The following is a 17,023-nucleotide window of genomic DNA, read 5'->3' as shown; positions in this document are numbered from 1 at the left end:
GGATTATCCAGCGCAACTGGGGATAATGGTGGTGCCGACACAATTATTTCCATTCAAACGGCATCTTTTCTAACGATCGCAATTATTATCGTCGTTGATCGCGTCCTTAATATCGCTGCTTTTTCGCCACCCTTTGCGTTGTCGAGAAAGCCTCGGTAGTGAAACGCGGCTGTCGCAGAGCGATAGGCGACATTACACCAACGACTAACCATCAACTATTCCTGGGAGTGCCGAGTGGCCACCCTGCTGATTGACAAACTACTGCACGCTGCGATCAAGCAAGGTGCGAGTGATATTCACATTGTGGTGGGCCAACCACCGGTATTCCGGCTCCATGGCCGAATGCGAAAGCTGGACACAAAGACACTTGAAGCCGAAGACACGGTCGGATTGATGAAGAGCATCACGCCCGAACGCTGCCAACGGGAGCTCCAAGAAACGGGAAGTGCCGACTTTGGATTCGCGTTCGGCGATGCAGCTCGGTTCCGTGTGTCGGTTTTTAAGCAACGCGGTTTCATTTCGATGGTACTGCGTCAAATTCCGAACGACAAATTGACTCCGGAACAATTGGGGCTCCCCGAAGCAGTGGTGAAACTGGTTCACCGGCCTCGCGGTCTATTCCTCGTTACGGGTCCGACCGGTTCAGGGAAAAGTACGACGTTAGCCAGTTTGATTAACTTGCTCAACGAAAACGTGGACCATCACATTATCACGATCGAAGACCCGATTGAGTTTTATCACGACCATATTGAAAGCACGATCAATCAACGCGAAGTAGGCGTCGATGTGCCAAGTTTCGCTGAAGCGATTCGACGTGCGTTGCGACAAGACCCGGACGTGATTCTCGTGGGCGAGCTTCGCGACTTGGAAACGATCGAAGCGGCGATCACGGCGGCGGAAACCGGACACGTCGTTTTCGGGACCCTGCACACCAACAGTGCTCAAGGAACGGTTAACCGAATCATTGACGCGTTCCCGGGCAACTTGCAGGACCAAATCCGCACCCAACTAGCCAGTACGCTAATCGGTGTGGTCGCACAAACGCTGATCCCACGGCTCGGTGGTGGGCGAGTGGCCGCCTACGAAGTGTTGGTTGTGACACCTGGGATTGCGAACCTGATCCGCGAAAACAAAACATTCCGGATTAACAGTTCGATGCAAACCGGAGCGAAGTTCGGAATGCAATTGATGGACGATGCGTTATTCAAGCATTGGAAAGACGAAAAAATTTCGGTCGAAGACGCGCTTTCCAAGGCACATCGTCCCGACGACTTAGCAAAACGCATCGTTCAATTCCGGCATGGAGAAGGCGACGGCCAAATTCCTGTCCCAGAAGACGAAAGCTAAAACACTGGACTAAGGGATTGGGCGAAGGCGTAGGAAAGTGAAGAGCAAGGGGAACAAGGGAATCGTGGCAAGAGATCAAGAGATGACGAACACCAAATGACAAACTTCGAGTAAAGCCCCACGCGTTGGCAAGCCTAGCTAACTTTGCCAGCGCGTGGGGCCAAACGACATAAACCACGCTCGGGCGGGCGTAGCTTTACCAAACCTTCAAACATCACCCTTCATAACTCAAACGTTTCATCATGGCCCAACGTCGAATCGGACAGATCCTCGTCGACCTCGGTTTCCTCACCGACGAGCAGCTCGAGATTGTTCTTGAAGAACAAGAACAGCAACCTGGAGCATTGTTTGGGAAAATCGCCGAGGACATGCAACTGATCACCGACGAGCAGCTCGTTCAGGCGCTCGCGGAACAAATGTCGATGCAAACGGTGTCGCTTGAGGAAGCGGACATTCCCGAAGAGGTACTCGCTCAGATTTCCGAAACCATGTCGCAGCTTTACCGCGTTGTGCCGATCAAGTTCGAGGAAGATGCAAATCGGTTGACCGTGGCGACGTGTGACCCGCAAAACTTGACGATCCAAGATGAGTTGCGGACGTTCCTCGGTCATGAGATCGCGATGGTCGTGGCGACCGAGCGCGATGTGATGCAAGCGATCACCAAGCACTACGACTCGGAAACCGAAAGTGTCGAAAAACTCGTTGCCGAGCTTGCGAACGACGAAGAGTTGAAACGAGTCATCTCGGCATTGGAAACGGAAAAGTTCAACATTACCGACGCCGAGGCACTCGCCGATTCAGCACCGGTTCGAAAACTTCTCAACATGGTTTTGTTGTTGGCGATCAAGGATCACGCCAGCGATGTTCACTTTGAGCCATTTGAAGATGAATTCCGAATTCGGATCAAGGCCGAAGGCGTGTTGTACGAAATGGTCCCGCCGCCACGTCACTTGGCTTTCGCAATCACGACGCGGATCAAGGTGATGGCTAGCTTGGATATTGCCGAGCGTCGGATGCCGCAAGACGGACGGATCGAATTGATGGTCGGGGGTCACCCGGTCGACCTTCGTGTGAGTGTATTGCCGACGATCTTTGGTGAATCGGTAGTCATGCGAGTGCTCGACCGAAGCGTTGTGAACTTGTCTCTCGAAAACGTCGGAATGGACGAGGTGACGATTGGCAATTTCCGCAAAGCGATCGATCGCCCCAACGGCATTGTCTTGGTGACCGGACCGACGGGTAGCGGCAAGACGACGACGTTGTACTCGGCACTGACCGAACTGAATGACATTCAAGACAAATTGATGACGACCGAGGATCCGATCGAATATGACATCGACGGCATCATCCAAATCCCGATCGACACCGACGTCGGGGTGACCTTCGCCGCCTGTTTGCGAGCAATCCTGCGGCAAGATCCTGACACGATCCTGGTGGGTGAAATCCGCGACTTGGAAACGGCAGAAATCGCGATCCAAGCCGCACTGACTGGTCACTTGGTGTTTAGCACGCTGCACACCAACAGTGCTGCGGCAACGATCACGCGTTTAAAGGATATGGGCATCCAAGCATTCATGATTTGTGCCACAGTGGAAGCGATCTTGGCCCAGCGGCTCGTACGCCGCATTTGCACGAAATGCCGCGAAGAGACTCGCGTCAGTAGCGACATGCTGTTCGATTTGCGTCTCGAGCGAAAAGACGTTGAGAAGAAAAAGTTTTACAAAGGAACCGGCTGCGATGCCTGTAATAACACAGGCTACAAAGGTCGCATCGCCTTGTTTGAATTAATGGTCATGAATGACAAGATCCGCGAAATGGTAATGGTCAACGCATCGACGGACGAGATTCGTGACGAAGCCGAACAAAATGGAATGATCGCGCTGAGAGAATACGGAATGGCTCTCGCCTGCGATGGAATCACAACACTCGACGAAGTCATTCGAGAAACCGTTGAAGAATAATAAGTTCTCAGTTGATAGCTGACCGTTCTCAGTAAGAACGAGCCGTAGAACGGCTGAATTACAGAGAACCGAATGCTATCGGCGAAGAACGAAGAACTGACATTCTGATAACTGACAACTGTTAACTGAGAACTAATCCCATGCCTATCTACCAATTCGAAGCGATGGACGCGGCCGGACAAGAGATCCGGGATGAAATCGATGCAGCCAGCGAAGAAGAGGCGCAAACCACGATTCGCCAGATGGGATACTTCGTCACGAAGATCTCCGTCAAAAAGCAAGCTGCGGGCCAAAAAGGTGGTGGCAAAAAGAAGCGTGGGTTCGCGATCGGTGGTGCCAAGACAAAACATATCTGTGCGTTCACTCGGCAATTATCGATTTTGCAAGACGCGGGGCTACCGATTTTGCGGTCGCTAAAGATCCTGGAGAACAACCAAAAACCAGGCAAGTTGAAGTTTGCGTTACAAGACGTGTGCGAAGAGATCGAAGGCGGGGCAACACTGAGTGAAGCGATGAGCAAATGCCCAAAGGTCTTTAGCCGACTGTACGTCAATATGATTAAAGCGGGTGAGGCCGGTGGTGCACTCGAAACGATTCTACAGCGGCTCGCAGAATTCCTCGAACGTGCCGAATCGCTAAAGAAGAAAGTCAAAGGGGCGTTGATTTATCCGTGCGTCGTCGTCACCGTCGCCTGTTTGATTTTGACGTTCATTATGTTGTTCATCGTTCCAACGTTTGAAAAGATGTTCGACGAGTTTGGTTTGACGTTGCCCGCGCCAACGATCTTGTTGATCGCGATGAGCAGCTACATCGCAAACTACTGGTTCTTATTGATCGCGATGCCCGTGACGTTAATGATCTTTGTCAAGATGGTTCGCAAGTTCAAACATGGACGAATCGGATTTGACCAATTCATTATTAAAGTGCCAGTCTTTGGTAGTTTGATAGAAAAGAACATTTTGGCACGGACCACACGAACGCTCGGGACTTTGGTCAGTAGTGGTGTACCGATTTTGGAAGCGATCAACATCACTCGCGAAACATCGGGCAACGCGATGTTTGAAAGGCTGTTTACCAAAGTCAATGAACAGATCCGCGAAGGGGAAGTCATTAGCAAACCGCTGCGAGAACACAGCGAACCTGGATTCAATGCAATGGCGATGTTCTTTTGGGCCTTGTTCGCGGCGTTCCCCGGCATGTTGGTCTTTAGCGTCGCGGTCACCGCCAAAGGGACCAAGATTGACGAAGGAGACATGATCAACACATTGATGATGATGTCGGCTTACCTGATAGGCGGCGGAGCTGCGTTGGCATCATTATTTTACTTAACCAAAATCAAATCCCGTGTCGTTGATGACCTAGTGGTAAACATGGTCGACGTCGGGGAAGAGACGGGCGAACTTGACACGATGTTGTACAAGGTCGCCGACACCTATGACGAAGAAGTCCGGACTTTGACCGATGGTCTGACCGCGATGATGGAGCCGATCATGATCGTGTTCCTTGGTTTTGCAGTCGGTTTCATCGTGATTAGTCTCTTCATGCCATTGGTCGACCTCATCACCGGATTGAGTTAGCCCATAGGCGATAGACTTTCAACTTCAAATCGCAACGGAAGTCGCAGAGACTTCCGGACTGAATCGTTTTGAAAGCCACCGATCGCACGGATTTACACGAACCGAATGCCTCGAACCGAGTCATCGCAACACTTCCAGTTCGCTATTCGTGTCGATTCGTGATATTCGTGGCAAATTACAAACCTGAAACATTTCCTGAAGTGATCGTCTCGACGACTTTCGTTCTGAAAACTGTCAACTGAAAACTGTCCCCTGAGAACTGAACTCATGCGAACCGAAAAACGAAAAACCGGCTTCACTCTCGTCGAAATCCTCGTCGTGATCGTCATCATCGGCATCCTCGCAGGGCTAGCGATTCCAGCGGTGACAGGCGCATTGCGAACTGCCAAGGAAGCAGCGATCCGACAAGAGATTGATGTGCTTAGCCAATCCCTCGAAGCCTATCGACTCGATCGTGGTTCGTATCCTCCGGACTTCTCCGATTGGAACGCTGTCGAACGCCATTTCCGTAAAGCGTTTCCAAACATGAACGACAATGAACTTCGAATCTTGTCGCAATTCACACACTACAACTCAGGGCTTGCTCAAACGGATGTCGGCGCCGTAACCGATCCAAGAACCTCCGCTGCATTCGGTCACTACCCTCATGCGATCGATCGTGCCGAAGCACTTGTGTTTTGCTTGGGAGGTTTCAGTAGTGACAAGAAACGTCCTTTCACTGGGCAAGGCGGTCCATTGGTTTTGGCCAGCGGCTCCACAGACCCTTATACAGCGGGTGCATCGAGTAGTGACTTTTTGAAGTACCAATACAACACGGATCGAAACCAGGGCCAGTTTCCATTCAAGACCCAAGATCTAACGATCGCGTTGCTTACCAGCCCAACGGCTTACGCTTACTCCAATGACGAGGGAGCAGGGGGCGCGGGTGGTTCGTCGACTGCGAATTCGCTGGGCGCGACAGTTTACGCGGATCCGTTTCCTGTATTCCGACCGAATTCAACCGAAATGCCGATCGCCTACTTCAACTCGTCCACTTACAACATCACCTACGGAACCGACCCTAGCGGTTCGAGTGCTCCGGCTTGGCTAACCACAGCAAGATACCTTCAAAGTTTGAATGTCTATTGCCCACCAGGCGATCTAGCGGACGTCGGAATCGCAAGACCTTATGCGTCGAACGTGATCGACACCACACCTCCTTCAACCATTCGTGGCTTTTCGGTCACTTTGGCAGTTGCAGAGTTCGCGGAAAACAAACGGTTCCAACTCATTTCTGCGGGACTCGATAACAACTACGGTGGACTCGTTAGCGTGTCGGGATCATCGCTTCCGAGTTCGGGGTGTCTTTACATCTACAGCGTCGGTCGTGCCTACAACCCATTTGCGACGACCACACAAGCGACAACGATGGAATCGCTCCAACGTTATCAGGACAACGAGACGGCTAAGGCTTTTGGCGGCTCCGAGGTTTATATCTCAAACCCACAACTTGACAACGTCACCAACTTCTCGACCCGAACTTTGGAATCCGATTTGGAATAGACAATTTCCTTTCCCAACGAATTCTCTTTACTGCTTGTCTAGCTAACTGAAACGTCATGAATACAAAATCCAATCGAAACGCTTTTACGCTCGTCGAGATCCTCGTCTCGATCGTCGTGATTAGCATTATTGGCGGGATGGTAGCCACCGCGATCTCGGGTGCAAGTCGACAAGCTCAAGAAACTCGCGGCAAAGCTTACATCAATCGATTGAATCTGTTGATGATGCAAATCTACGAAGAGGAATCGTATCGACGGGTTAATTCGCCACAGAACAACTTCTCCGCCCAGACGCGTGCGCTTTCGGAACTGATGTGGAAACGCGACTGGTTGCGGTGTGCATTACCAGAACGACGTGAAGACATTTCTTCGGGACCTGTTTACGTCCCCTATCCCGAAGCCGGTGGAACTTTCGGTAGCTTAGATGCTGGAATCCCGCTGGCCGTTCCTGGGCCCGCTTGGCCAAGTGGCACTCGAGCCCAAATGGTCCAGCGTTATCGTCAACGTATTTTCCAAACTATCAAAGCAACTTCGCCTAGCTGTGCGGATTGGGGCGAGGTTATTGACGGCAATGCGGCAAATGGTGAGTGGACGTCGAACTATCAATCGGCCGAGTGCCTTTATTTGATCTTTGCATCACGCGTTGTGAATGGGCAACCAGCCTTGGACACCTTTCGCCCTCGGGATATCGGTGACTTAGATGGGGACGGGATGCCCGAAATCCTTGATCCTTGGGGAGTACCGGTTGGATACATGCGTTGGCCGGTTGGCTTGAAGCTAACGCCCAAATGGAACGATCCACCGGAAAGCCCTGCGTCTACCTCGACCCGAGCAAACTGGACGGAGCTTACAACACTTGTAAAAGAATACGGGCGAGACAATCTCGACCTGCTCTATTCGGACCCCCGATATACAGACAACACAACCTCAACGGCAGTCAATCTGGAAGCGGAAGATCCTTTTCCACTGATACCTGTCATTGTGGCGGCAGGACAGGATGGCGAGTTTGACCTTTTCGGACTCGATGATCCTTCGCTAACTACACCGCCGGTAATCAACTACACGCTTACGGATTTCCCAAATACGTCACCGACCTTCGTCCAGCCAACCACTTTCCCCGCGGCGTCTCCTTTTGTCGATCCGTATATGGATTCGGTTATTGTTGGCAATCGTTTGGGAGCACGGATGGATGTCAATGGAAATGGCACCGATGAATCGGCTGACAATATCGTGCCCACCTTCGAGATAGGCAGATAGATATGAACTTTTCCTTTTTCCGAACAAATCACAATCCCAAGTGTGGCTTCACGCTTGTTGAGTTGCTCGTCGTGATTGCGGTGATCAGCTTGCTGACGGGCATTTCACTTCCCGCTATTAAGAATTCACTTCGTGAGCAGCGAGTGGTGCGAAGTGCATCGTTGGTGCAAGCTGCGATTGAAGAAGCCCGCGCCCGAGCCATTGCAACCGGCGGCGGCGGAGTGATCATCGACCGAGTCGGCGTCGATTCGCTTAACGAACGATGCGAGTCAATTCGCCTAAGGATGGCCGACGAGCCACCAAGTTATTCAGGTGATTCACCCGACGCGAAAGCCATTTATCTGTATGAGCCGGATACAACCAATGCAGCAACGAGATTGAATCCGTACTTGGATACGCATTACTTGCTGTTCGATAACGATCAATTCCAAATGATTCGGTCTGCGGATGACATTGATAACCTTGCAGTACCAACATTGATCAACATTGGTGATGTGATCCGACTTGGCGATGCGAAGTTACCGGTTCAAATTCTAAATATCGTCAATCTTGGAGACTTAACGACTCCGCCCGCATGGTCAAACTGGACATCGACCTTGGCCCCTGTTCCGCAGCCAACCGGGTATCCAAATGACTTTGTTCGAGTTCAGGTTGTTCCCGTTGAAGACAATGTCGATTTGCGTCGGTTTGATCGCACCCTACTTTCGTTTGATATTCGCCGTTCGCCACGGCCATCGATCGCAATGCCGATCGAGTTGCCGAGCGGGACTTCGATCGATTTGACCTCTTCGGGACTGGGGCGATTTGGCAACGAGTTTTCTCCGATGGGAATCGAAGGCAACTACATCACTCAAACCAATCGACCGTTTACGCCCAACCCGTTGGACTATCGATCGATTTGGATTTTGTTTGGACCTCGCGGCGAAGTTTCGCGAATTTTGAGAGGTCAGTATGAGACCGCATCCGCATCGATCGTGCTACAGCAGGTTCCCGTCACCGGTGACGTGCATTTACTGGTGGGTCGTCGCGGTGAAGTCAAAACGCTACCGACCGAACAGCTCGAAGATGACGACCCGAATCCATTGGGGGACGAAGCGAAAGATGGCACCACACCGCTGCTGGATGCAGAGAGCATTTGGGTCACGATTCACGCCCGAAACGGCGAAGTCACGGCGACGCCATGGATCAACCCGACCAATGGTGTTTCTTTGATTCCGGCCAGTGGAGCGGCAACCAATGCGGCTCAACAAGCCAGAATTCAAACCGTCATCGGTCGCACCCGATCTGCGGCGGTCAGCGCACTTGATATTGGTTCGCTGTAATCCTTTTGGAGTGAATATGTTTTTCTTATCAAAACTTTGCAGTGAAGATCGCAGAAGCGTCGGCCATTCCTATCGGTCGGGGCCTAGCCGCGATGCAGTCACGTTGATGGAAACGGTCTTTGCGATCGGCATCATCTTGACGGGGCTAGTCGGCCTCGCTGCGTTGATACCGATTGCGGCTGACAATGCAAAGGCAACCATTGAGTTAGATCGAAGTGTGAGCGAGTCGACATCCGCAGCAGCGATGGGCCGTGCGCAAGATTTCACAAAACTCGATGCAATGGTCATCATGGATAAGGCTGCCGCTGAATCGGGTGCAGCCTTTGGATTTGGCGTTCGACCAACAACCAATCTACAAACGATTCAATGGAAGGTTTCGACTCAACTGCAAGGAACGGGAGGGGCTGTCCCTACGGATCCGATTGGAAAACTCGATTCGCCTGGGTATGGCCATACCGCATTTGGTGACGGCTTAGCGGCGGGGATTTGCTTAGACCCACTTGGAGTCCCTGACCCAGTATTGATCAACACATCGACGGATTCTCCTAACTTTACTACGGCAGTTAATTCGGCGGACACCGCGTTTGATTACAGTCGCTTTCCCTACTACAACGAACGCTATCGCATCTTAGCCGCTCCGAACGAATCCATTGATGGAAACGGTACAGTAGCCGCTAGGCCTCTTTGGCCAATGTCACCCAGAATGTGGCGAGCCACACTGCGGTCGCCCCTTTATCCCGCTGCATCTCCCGTCGGTCGATCCCAGTTGATCCAAGCCAAAACGGCCGAGTCGGTATTTCGCGGTTTCGGTTCCGTGTTTGGCGTTGAAGGTTTGGAGGACGAAGACCCCGAGTCGGTGCTCCTGTCTCGATACCGAATTGGTAGCGCACAGTATGATTCGGCGCGTGACGCATCAAGCAACTATAGCTGGATCATGACCCTGACACCTCCGTTCCTTGGCACAACTAAGTTTCGCCAATCGATCATTGTCATCAATCAACGCGAAAATCCTGTTCCTATACGTGCGAACGATCCTTTAGCGCTTCGCAAAGATGCCTACACGATTTCGGAACGCGAAGACAATCCATCGGGCGAGCGACTAACGTGGGTGAGTCGTGGAATTGGTTTCTCAGGAGGAACCGGAGGCGAAGTGTTGCTGTATGGTTCCGATGCAATTAGCGACAAGATCAAAACCAATGAATGGGTAATGTTGTCGCGGCAACCGCACACCGTAGCCCCCGCTAGCCCAACCGGCGCTGCAGTACATCGATGGTACCGAGTGTTGAATGTTGGCGCCCCCCAACTGGGAACCATCACCACTGACTTCGCAGAGCCGAATTGGGGTGGCGCGGATTTCCCCGTATGGCGGCGTTGGGTCACTTTGGCCGGGCCCGATTGGGCGTTTGAAGATGGAGTGCCCGACGCAAGAGACGATACGTTTTGCACGATAGTGTCAGGAGCGGTTTCGGTAATCGAATCCGAAATTGACCTACAGTTTTAGTTGACCTTTTCGATCGAGTTTATTGGTCGAGTGTTCGAGAACGATTGCCGCCAGCTGACAGCAAAAACTGCGCGGCACCAAAGTCCCTTTTCTGTGAAGGATCTGCGTCAAAGCAGACAAGTACTATGACTTACCTTATCAATCAACAACGATTCATGGCGGCAAAGACCATTTCTTTGCCTCGTCGGCGTAGGCTTGATCGACAAGGCATCGTGCTACTTGTGGTTTTGGGCATGCTTACTCTGTTTAGCATGTTGGCGGTTTCCTATTTGGTATTTACCAGTCGCCATCGCTCGGCCGCTTTTAATATCAGTCGCAGTGAAACGGGGAAACTTGACGGCGCGCAATTGGTGGATGATGCCATCGAAAGACTTCTGGTCGGTTCGAATGGCCCCGACTCCTCTTTATGGGGACACGACTTACTCGGTGACCTTTATGGAATGCGAGACGCCATCGAAGGTGATATTTCGACTCCAGCCAATTTCCCGGGCAACTCGATTGATAGCGCACCGGAAGTTCTGATTCGAAACACCACGAACGAAGGGAGCCAATTCCTGCGGTTTCCTACGGAGCTGTTTCGGAATTTCACTTATCCCCATCGCCGTGAAGACACCGATACGAATCGGCAATACCCTAGCGTCGCTTCACTGCGTCCAATCGAAACGGATGACGTGCTCAACGGTCGATTGATCACCTTCAATGCCGGTCCGCTCGAAGGGCTGACCTTCCGTATCGTTCGTTCCTTTGGTGACCACACCAATATCCCAGCGGCGATTGCTGGACGCGAAACTTTGTCCGGACAACTTGTCATTGACATTCGTCCGCATCTGAGCACGACGGTTGAAATTGATGGCGATGCAAAAACCATTTCGCAGTGGTTGACCGATGGTTTATCACCTCATCGATTCTTCTACGACCGCGTCATCGTGGATACGACAACGCCAGCGGTTCCGTACGGCAATTTCTATGTCAATGGACGCATGCTTAACGGCCCTGGACTTGGTTGGGACCTTGCTCGAACTGACTATACAACGACATCGGGCACCGACTACAACTTGAACGAAGTGATCGCAACATCGTTGAATCCGGTCGCTGTCGACAACGGATCGTTTACAGCCGCCAATGGCAATCCCGTTCGGGACGTAGCGTATGAAACGGGCGACACAGGGCAAGACATTCCGGTGTCTTACCAGGGCCATTATGCCTTGCATCGTTATTCGCCCGGGTCTGCTGCGAACGCAGTACAGGTTTTCTTAAACGATCTTCCGCCGGGGGATGTGGACGAACCTTACGATGCGCCCGATTACAACAATTTATGGTTAAGCTATTTTCCGAACGATCCGGAATTGGGCGAGCCAACGCCTTCATTTGTTCGCCCCGCATTGGTCAATTGGATCTTGAACCAACAGACGTCAACGTCTCTGGAGTCACTTCCAGTGGACCGTTTGCGAAACATTCTCTATGCCCTCCAACGATCAACGCTACGGCCTTTGCCTTTTGTTAATGACCCACGTGTACCCAATTCGATTCCGAACCGACTTGATGGTGTTTTGAAACTGCGGTACGACGCGTTCACCGGCAGCAACTTAGCCGTTGGGCTAAATGGCCCGATTGACATCGCGTCAACGGATACAACCTATTTGGCAACGAAAATTTTGGATTTAGCGTGGGCACTTGCCGGGCGTGACGACAACGGGGACGGGGTCCTCGACAGTTGGGATGTCGATAATAACGGCGATGGTATTGCCGACAGTTTATGGGTCGATGCCGGTATGCCGTTGCAACAGGATGCACAAGGGCGACTGTTCAAGCCAATGGTCAGCTACATGGTGGAAGACCTTGGCGGTCGTGTCAACGTAAACCTTTCTGGCAACCTAGCGCAAGCACGCAATGCGATTGCTCCGACGATCAAAGGCGCGGTCCAACATACCGGCGTGCAGCTTCGCCCGGCGGGAACCACGACTTGCCCCGTTCCTCTGCCGAATGAGTTTAACGATACGGATCTGCCCAATGGATTTGGATTCGGGCCGGCCGAAGTGGATGTTCGTGGGTTATTTGCTCCTTATTTCGTGATTGGTACCCCAGCGTTGCTAGGGCCACAGCGTTTGGTTGGCCAACGGCTCAACGTATGGTCGTTAACCAACGGTCGTGAACCGGCTACCAACGTCTTGGCAACGGGAACCTACCTTGCACCCGGAGAACTTTACGATCCGATCACCGCTAATGGAAATGATTGGTATGGTGCGATCCGAAGTCCGGGACGAGCGAACCTGCAAAATTATCAGCAGTCACAGGGATTGCCGATGGATGCCTACGGACGAACTTCGGTGGCGTTGGCTGTTGACGGCAGCCTTGCAGTGAGCCGAGCCAGCGAGCCGGTCGGGTACGCCGGAGCCTCGGCAGGCGACTCGGTCGATGACCCGTACGAATTTGATGAGAACAACCTCGGTGATCCGGATGCCGCCTATCGATACAGCGAGCTTGAGTCTCTGCTTCGTTTCGACGGTCTCGATCGCGATTTGGTCGCAAGTCGGTTGATGGATTTGATCGATGAGTATCATTCGCAACAAGCGTCGTCTCGCGCTGAACAAGACCAAATCACGTCGCTTCGTCGGTTGCTTGCCGATTGCATGACAACGGATAGCAATAGTGCAGCAATCACCACTGGCGCATTGCCTTCGGAATGGCGTGACAATGCGATTGAATCCACGGCGGCAAGCCCGCCACAACGATTGTTCGAAGAAGGCATCGATTTACGGTTCCCCACTACCGGACATCCAGCCGTTCCAGCGGTTCAGCAAAATCAAGTCCGCAACGCCTGGTTATGGGAATTGCTTCCCTGGGAGGTTCGATCCGGACGAAAACTCAATTTGAATCGACAATTCGGAAATGGTCTCGACGATGACGTGGTCGGAGCACCTGGCTATGGTGTGATTGACGATTTTTACGAGGTAACTCGGCACATCAACGGAATTGATGATAATGGGGATGGCAACGTCGATGAAGCGGCTGAATACATCGATCTCCCTTATAAGCTCAACACAGGAACGACACGATGGTCCTCGACACGAGGTGACGTAACACCAGGGGAACCTGGTGCCTATAGCCGTCGACTCTTAGCACGCCATTTGTACGTGCTTGCAATGTTCTTGCTTCGCGACGGTGATGCGAACACCGACTTTGATTATCCGGTAGACCCCACGATGCCGTTTACTCCGTTACCGACACCGTATAACCTTTCGGTTCAAGACGAATATCGAGCATGGAAAGTCGCGCAGTGGGCGGTCAATGCCGTCGACTTCCGTGACGCGGACGCAACCATGACACGGTTTGAATATGATCCCTATCCCTTTGATGGTTGGGACATCGTTGCTCTCCCAGGACCTCCCGTCGTTCCACAAAGTTACCGTGTGGTATACGGCATGGAATTCCCGGAATTAAGTCTAGAAGAATCGCTGGCGTTCCATGATCGCCGAGTGCGTGATACTGCTGTCGATGACGGCCCGGCCGCGCGGCGACTTGATGGTTCGGGATCCGTCGGTGCCGACCCGACGCCGGACCAATACCGTCTTCCACAAGGTTCACTTTTCCTCGAATTGCGCAGCACACGCTCGCCGCAACCGCTTCGGGCTCCTACGACAACACCGCTTGATACCGACCCGGTTGCCAACCCGATGGCGTTTCCGGCTGAACTTTATCGCAACGTTGGTACTGCGGCTAATCCACAATGGGTTCTCGATTTATCGCGATTGGCTCCCGACAGCAATCCTATTTGGCGCGTGGCTATCTCAAGTTATCACGACGAATCAGCCGCGACCCGGGAATTGTCTCCCGACTTCTTGCTTCAACCTGATGGAAGTGGAGCCTATAGCTCGACCCCGATTGGTCGTGACTCGGTAACACTCGATCCACAGCGACCTCAATTTTTTGCCAACACTGCACCAACGGGGCAAAGGATTGATCGTGTGATTTGGTTCTCCAACCAAGATCCCGACTCGGACGATGACGGCAGAAACGACACCTGGGTTGCCTCGGACACTCCCGCTGCGGGTCAAGTCTTCTATTGGGAATCAGGCACGCAGCTTATTGAACCGGGACAAAGCATGGTCGTCGCTCCTCGCATGGTAACCTCGCTCGGCGAGAACGAAAACGATGGCACCACCGTTACGCGTGACGCGAATGATGCTCCCTTGGTAACCTATGACAATTTCCAATCGACTCAAGCGATCCAAGTGACGGCCAATGGAATCGAGCACACCGATATTTCGAACACCGTCACGACTCCCCTGATTGACGATGCGACCACACCGGTACCGTCGGCCAACATTCGCCCGGCAGCAGTCCTGATTGCCTCGTCGCAACGTCCGGCTGCGTGGACCACAGGCGGACGCATCGGCGTCAACATTTCGGAACCTTACGAAGTGGTCAACGCAACAACGCCACCAAGCGGAATGGCGGCTTTCCCACCGCGATCGTACTATCGTGAACCAACCGAAATATTGAGCGATCAAACTGGTGGCGGGTACGTTTACCCTCTCGACACGTGGCGCAATTTCTCGACGAACACCGGCAATTTGCCCGACACACCTTTTGACCGTGCGTCTTACGCCGAACTCGAGCGAACACTTGGGCCTGTGGGTCAAAAAACCGGCACGACGCAACAATTCAAAACGGCCTACCTACAACGTCTCGCGGATCCGACGTTGCCATGGAATGAAACAACCAACCCTTACATCTCGGTTGACTACATTTCATTGGACTTAACCGTTTTCAACGGAAGCATGGACAATTCACAATTTGAAACCCCAACGGCGGGTCCTGACTTGTGGGTGGATGACGCGGATGAAGCTCCTTTCACAACCGCACCCGATGAACAGTTTGCAAGTCGCTACAAGACCGGCATGCCCATTCATTTGGACATCACATCCAATACGCCTGTGAATTTGAGGCACAGCGTCAATACGTTCGCTCCCGTGGACACGAATAGGCTTGCAGCGGCCCCCGTTCCTCCACTTGCGGATCCCTTTTTCCGGGTCAACCTAAGTACGTCGACCGACGTTAATACGTATCCCCAAGCGGATCCAAATGTGGTGTTGGCAAGACAAATGCATTGCACAACATTGGGCTATACGAACCAATCCTACGGTCAACGGTGGGAACAATCCGCCACAACCCCTGCGGCAGAGTTTGTCCCGTTTGTTGGTTTGCCAATCGATTGGCAAACCAATGTCGCTTGGCTTAACCGACCATTTGTATCCGCCGAAGAATTGATGTGGGTCCCAACGAGTGCCCCCGGTCGCTTCGCGTTTGAATTTGGCAGTGCGTCGGTACCGGGCGGCTTACCGGCTGCTACGGATCCATACGACGACGCCAACAATGCAGCACCCGGTTCCTATACGGAGACCACGCAACGCCGCTTTGATTTCAACCAACGTTTCACGCATGTTTGGAACTATTTGTCGTCGAACAACAACGACTTCTCAACGTCCCCGAACTACTTGCGATTACTCGATTGGGTAGGCGTTCCCACGCCTTATGATTCGGACACCAATTTTGTATCGCCCGAATTAGACATCACCACCACTGCGGAGAACTCAATCGTCGCACCGACGTTCAACTATTCCACCTTCTTCTTGCCACCGACCGCTGGATCGTTCACCTCGGGCAATCCACTCGAATGGACATTGGCAACACCACGTGCGGCCAGAGATCGAACTTACAATCGCAATACTGGAGCTTGGGGACCTGACCCTGGCAACAACGGTATGACGAACGGTTTTTGGACGGATCACGTTTCCATGGAACCGTTTCGACCACCATTTGGTTTCCAAGACAACGACTTCCGACACGGCTTGATCAACTTAAACACGGTCAAGAATAACCGAGTCTACAAAGCGTTGATGTACGGATTTTCCAATTCAGCCGAGCGAGGCATTGTTGGTATGGGGTCGTTTTGGCAGTCCTTTACCGACAGCCGACGCGGATTCAGTCTCGCAGCTCACCCCGGTCCGACAATCCCCACGACTGCTGGAAACTTGCGAACCCTCTTAGACCCCAGCCTGCCGACCCAGATGCACGGCGTCTTTGCACCCTCATCGGTATCGGACATCCATCCATTGGTCACAGGCCAAACTCGCCGTGACCCGATTGAGTCCACTCGGCTAAGAGCCGATCCAACGACAGCAACATCGCCGATCTTCCAACGGGCCACGGCCCCCTCGGTGGCCCAGTCGCATGATCGCAGCGTGGTCCATAACCAACTCGGCCAGACACGATTGTCGAACTTGGCTTCGGATCAATCCAACGTGTTCGCAGTCTGGGTGACGGTAGGCTTCTTTGAAGTGGACGGTGGAACGTTAACCGTTGGAAATGAACTTGGATTGGCCACCGGAGAAGCCCAACGCCTCAAAGCGTTCTACATCATCGACCGCAGCGTTCCAGTGAAGTATGAACCTGGCAAACGCAACAATGCATTTGACACGATTCGCTTCTCGCGAATTCTTGAATAAGGGAGAAG

The 17,023-nt window shown here is 52.5% G+C and carries 8 protein-coding genes; all 8 read left to right on the top strand.

All coding sequences use genetic code 11. The annotated features are described in order from the left end of the window. Nucleotides 1-234 precede the first annotated feature (234 nt). The 8 genes from CA13_RS16020 (at nucleotide 235) to CA13_RS15985 (ending at nucleotide 17,015) form a co-directional block, all read left to right on the top strand. On the top strand, nucleotides 235-1,347 hold the full coding sequence (locus tag CA13_RS16020) for a type IV pilus twitching motility protein PilT (RefSeq protein ID WP_146398269.1): 1,113 nt from the start codon (nucleotides 235-237) through the stop codon (nucleotides 1,345-1,347). A gap of 242 nt (nucleotides 1,348-1,589) precedes the next feature. Further along, nucleotides 1,590-3,308, top strand: a complete 1,719-nt coding sequence (locus CA13_RS16015) for a GspE/PulE family protein (protein WP_146398267.1) — start codon at nucleotides 1,590-1,592, stop codon at nucleotides 3,306-3,308. Nucleotides 3,309-3,448: 140 nt separating this feature from the next. After that, nucleotides 3,449-4,885 (top strand): type II secretion system F family protein, encoded by a 1,437-nt coding sequence (locus CA13_RS16010; protein ID WP_146398265.1) that lies wholly within the window; start codon nucleotides 3,449-3,451, stop codon nucleotides 4,883-4,885. A gap of 267 nt (nucleotides 4,886-5,152) precedes the next feature. Continuing rightward, nucleotides 5,153-6,427, top strand: coding sequence for a prepilin-type N-terminal cleavage/methylation domain-containing protein (locus CA13_RS16005; protein WP_146398263.1), 1,275 nt, complete (start codon nucleotides 5,153-5,155; stop codon nucleotides 6,425-6,427). A gap of 56 nt (nucleotides 6,428-6,483) precedes the next feature. Continuing rightward, complete coding sequence (locus CA13_RS16000) at nucleotides 6,484-7,683, top strand: type II secretion system protein (protein ID WP_146398261.1); 1,200 nt, start codon at nucleotides 6,484-6,486, stop codon at nucleotides 7,681-7,683. A 2-nt stretch (nucleotides 7,684-7,685) separates the two neighbouring features. Continuing rightward, the gene (locus tag CA13_RS15995; RefSeq protein ID WP_146398259.1) at nucleotides 7,686-9,005 is read left to right on the top strand and encodes a type II secretion system protein; all 1,320 of its coding nucleotides are present in this window, start codon (nucleotides 7,686-7,688) and stop codon (nucleotides 9,003-9,005) included. Nucleotides 9,006-9,021: 16 nt separating this feature from the next. Then, nucleotides 9,022-10,506: a hypothetical protein gene (locus CA13_RS15990; RefSeq protein ID WP_146398257.1), complete on the top strand. Its 1,485-nt coding sequence runs from the start codon at nucleotides 9,022-9,024 to the stop codon at nucleotides 10,504-10,506. A gap of 125 nt (nucleotides 10,507-10,631) precedes the next feature. Further along, complete coding sequence (locus CA13_RS15985; protein ID WP_419194432.1) at nucleotides 10,632-17,015, top strand: hypothetical protein; 6,384 nt, start codon at nucleotides 10,632-10,634, stop codon at nucleotides 17,013-17,015. Nucleotides 17,016-17,023: the final 8 nt, after the last annotated feature.

The sequence above is a fragment of the Novipirellula herctigrandis genome (assembly GCA_007859835.1).
Taxonomy (GTDB): Bacteria; Planctomycetota; Planctomycetia; order Pirellulales; family Pirellulaceae; genus Novipirellula_A; species Novipirellula_A herctigrandis.
Note: the sequence above shows the minus strand (reverse complement) of the source record. Positions and strands in the feature narration are given on the sequence as shown.

Excerpts from the sequence above, each read along its gene's own strand:
- CA13_RS15985 (WP_419194432.1), top strand. The coding sequence starts at position 10,632 with ATGACTTACCTTATCAATCAACAACGATTCATGGCGGCAAAGACCATT.
- CA13_RS16005 (WP_146398263.1), top strand. The coding sequence starts at position 5,153 with ATGCGAACCGAAAAACGAAAAACCGGCTTCACTCTCGTCGAAATCCTC.
- CA13_RS15995 (WP_146398259.1), top strand. The coding sequence starts at position 7,686 with ATGAACTTTTCCTTTTTCCGAACAAATCACAATCCCAAGTGTGGCTTC.
- CA13_RS16000 (WP_146398261.1), top strand. The coding sequence starts at position 6,484 with ATGAATACAAAATCCAATCGAAACGCTTTTACGCTCGTCGAGATCCTC.
- CA13_RS15990 (WP_146398257.1), top strand. The coding sequence starts at position 9,022 with ATGTTTTTCTTATCAAAACTTTGCAGTGAAGATCGCAGAAGCGTCGGC.
- CA13_RS16010 (WP_146398265.1), top strand. The coding sequence starts at position 3,449 with ATGCCTATCTACCAATTCGAAGCGATGGACGCGGCCGGACAAGAGATC.
- CA13_RS16015 (WP_146398267.1), top strand. The coding sequence starts at position 1,590 with ATGGCCCAACGTCGAATCGGACAGATCCTCGTCGACCTCGGTTTCCTC.